The sequence below is a fragment of the Listeria floridensis FSL S10-1187 genome, from assembly GCF_000525875.1.
In the GTDB taxonomy this organism is placed as follows: domain Bacteria; phylum Bacillota; class Bacilli; order Lactobacillales; family Listeriaceae; genus Listeria; species Listeria floridensis.
Genome location: NZ_AODF01000069.1, coordinates 1 through 2,879 on the forward strand (window position 1 = coordinate 1; position 2,879 = coordinate 2,879).

General features: G+C 42.5%; 1 protein-coding gene and 2 pseudogenes. 2 read left to right on the forward strand and 1 reads right to left on the reverse strand.

Going from position 1 to position 2,879, the window contains the following annotated elements; all coding sequences use genetic code 11:
* Together fabF and MFLO_RS13940 are read left to right on the forward strand one after the other, a co-directional pair.
* A pseudogene (gene fabF / locus MFLO_RS13935) lies at positions 1-1,206 on the forward strand (beta-ketoacyl-ACP synthase II); the annotation flags it as partial.
* A 146-nt stretch (positions 1,207-1,352) separates the two neighbouring features.
* Positions 1,353-1,769, forward strand: coding sequence for an organic hydroperoxide resistance protein (locus MFLO_RS13940; protein ID WP_036098663.1), 417 nt, complete (start codon positions 1,353-1,355; stop codon positions 1,767-1,769).
* A 39-nt stretch (positions 1,770-1,808) separates the two neighbouring features.
* Here MFLO_RS13940 and trpS read toward each other — a convergent pair.
* Positions 1,809-2,802: pseudogene (trpS, locus tag MFLO_RS13945) on the reverse strand (tryptophan--tRNA ligase).
* Between the last annotated feature and the right edge of the window lie 77 nt (positions 2,803-2,879).

A 2,879-nucleotide genomic window follows, 5' to 3' on the forward strand; every position in this document is an offset into this window, starting at 1 on the left:
TCACGCCCCTTGGTAACGATGCAGAAACGGTCATGGGCCAAGGCCAAAAAAAGGTGGAAAACGGTGTAGCTCCACTTACTCGTTTGAACCCGGATGATTTTCCGGTTAAGATTGCAGCCGAAGTAAAAGGCTTTGACGTTGAAGAATATATCGAGAAAAAAAGAAGCGCGCAAAATGGATCGCTTCACGCATTATGCTATTGCCGGTGCTGAAATGGCACTTAAAGATGCGAATTTTACGGTAGATGAATCAAACGCTGAACGAGTAGGGGTTTGGATTGGTTCTGGAATCGGAGGAATGGAAACCTTTGAGACCCAGTATGATACTTTCAAAGAGCGAGGTCTTCGTCGCGTTAGTCCATTTTTCGTTCCAATGATGATTCCTGATATGGCATCAGGTCAAGTTTCGATCCGTTTCGGAACAAAAGGAATCAACACTGCAACGGTAACGGCTTGTGCAACAGGAACAAACTCAATCGGCGATGCTTTCAAAGTGATTGAACGCGGTGATGCTGATGTAATGATCTCAGGTGGGACAGAAGCGCCGATCACGAAAATGTCGCTTGCCGGATTCTGTGCAAACAAAGCGCTTTCGCTTAACCCTGATCCAGAAACAGCTTGCCGCCCATTTGATAAAGATCGTGATGGTTTTATCATTGGTGAAGGTGCTGGGATCGTGATTTTGGAAGAGTATGAACATGCTAAGGCTCGCGGCGCGAAGATTTATGCAGAAGTGGTGGGTTACGGCGCGACAAGCGATGCCTATCATATTACAGCTCCGGCTCCAAACGGTGAAGGGGCAGCCCGCTCAATGGCAATGGCACTAAAAGATGCAGGAATTGCACCGGAAGATGTTGATTACATTAACGCGCACGGAACGAGTACCGGTTATAATGACGAGTACGAAACGACTGCGGTTAAAACAGTGTTTGGAGAGCATGCTAAGAAACTCCTAGTAAGCTCTACGAAATCGATGACCGGACATACGTTAGGTGCCTCTGGTGGCATCGAAGCTATCTTTTCTGTCTTGACAATCCGTGACAGCATTGTTGCGCCTACCATTCACCTAAAGCATCCAGACCCGCTATGCGATCTTGATTACGTAGCGAACGTAGCAAGGGAAAAAGATGTAAATGTCGTAATGTCGAATTCATTTGGCTTTGGCGGACATAATGCAACACTTGTTTTCAAAAAAGTGACTGATTAATAAATGAGAAAGAGCCGAGAAAAGAATCCTTCTTTTCTCGGCTCTTTCGTATTATTTCTAACTAATTCACAAGCAAATTGTTGGTTTTTCAAATCAAAAATGCCTAAGATTTACATGTAGGACAAATGAATTGGAGGAATAACGAGATGAAAAAATTATATGAAACAACGGTTATCAATACTGGCGGAAGAAGCGGAGAAGTGCACTCGCCGGATAATATTTTCCAATATGATATTTCTGCGCCGAAAGAACTTGGCGGTGAAAATGGTGCAGGAACAAATCCAGAACAGCTTTTTGCAGCCGGTTATAGCGCTTGCTTTAACAGTGCTCTTGAACTTGTGATGGGGAAAGAAAAAGTAAACGGTAAAAGTACTGTAACTGGAACCGTATCACTTTATAGTGATCCAGAAGACAATGGCTTCAAAGTTGGTGTAGTACTTGAAGTGCATATCGATGGAGTAGATGATGCTAAAACACAAGAATTGATCGAAAAAGCACATCAAGTTTGTCCATACAGCAAGGCAACACGCGGTAATATTGACGTTGAACTAAAAGCAATTTAAATTAAAAAGCCTGGAAACCACTGTTTCCAGGCTTTTTTCTTAACGGCGTTTACGTCCAAGACCCATTGCGTTTTCCATCTTACGTAATGTTTTATTAGCTGCATAATTTGCTTTTTCAGCGCCTTCATCTAGAATTTGATCTAATTCTTCCGATTCAAGGAAGTGGTTGTAGCGCTTTTGAATTGGCTCAAGTTCAGCTACGACAACAGCGGCAAGATCAGTTTTGAAGTCCCCGTAACCTTTTCCTTCGTATTCAGCTTCGAGTTCTTTTACAGTTTTTCCAGAAAGTGTAGAATAAATGGTTAGCAGATTTGAAATGCCGGGCTTATTTTCTTTGTCGTATTCAATTACACCAGAAGAATCTGTTACAGCACTCTTGATTTTTTTTTGTAATTGTATTCGGCGGATCGAGCAGATAAATTGCGCCTTTCATATTTTCATCTGACTTACTCATTTTCTTGGTAGGTTCTTGCAGCGACATCACACGTGCGCCTTGTTTCGGCACATAAATATCCGGCATTGTAAAAATATCATTATGTTTTTTGTTAAAGCGTTCGGCAAGGTCACGAGTAAGCTCAATATGCTGCTTTTGATCTTCGCCGACAGGGACAAGATTTGTTTGATAGAGCAGAATGTCAGCGGCCATAAGCGGCGGGTAGGTGAGGAGCCCGGCACTTACGCCAGCTTTTCCAGCAGATTTATCTTTAAACTGTGTCATCCGCTCAAGTTCGCCAATGTAGACATTACATTGTAAAATCCAAGCTGCTTGTGCATGTGCTGGAACTTCCGATTGGATAAAGAGTGTTGCTTTTTTGGGGTCTAATCCAACAGCCAAATAAAGGGCTGCGAGACTCCGTATTTGCTTACGCAATTTTAACCGATCTTGCGGAACCGTGATGGCATGCTCATCTACAATACAGTAGTAACACTCGAACTCATCTTGAAACTGCCCAAACTGTTTTAATGCCCCAATGTAATTTCCAAGCGTTAAGTCGCCGCTCGGTTGAATTCCTGAAAAAATAACTTGTTTCATATTTGTCTCCTCCTGTTCTAATACTGACACGAGATGTAATAAAAAAAACCATTCGTCCCTAGCTAAAAATATTTTTT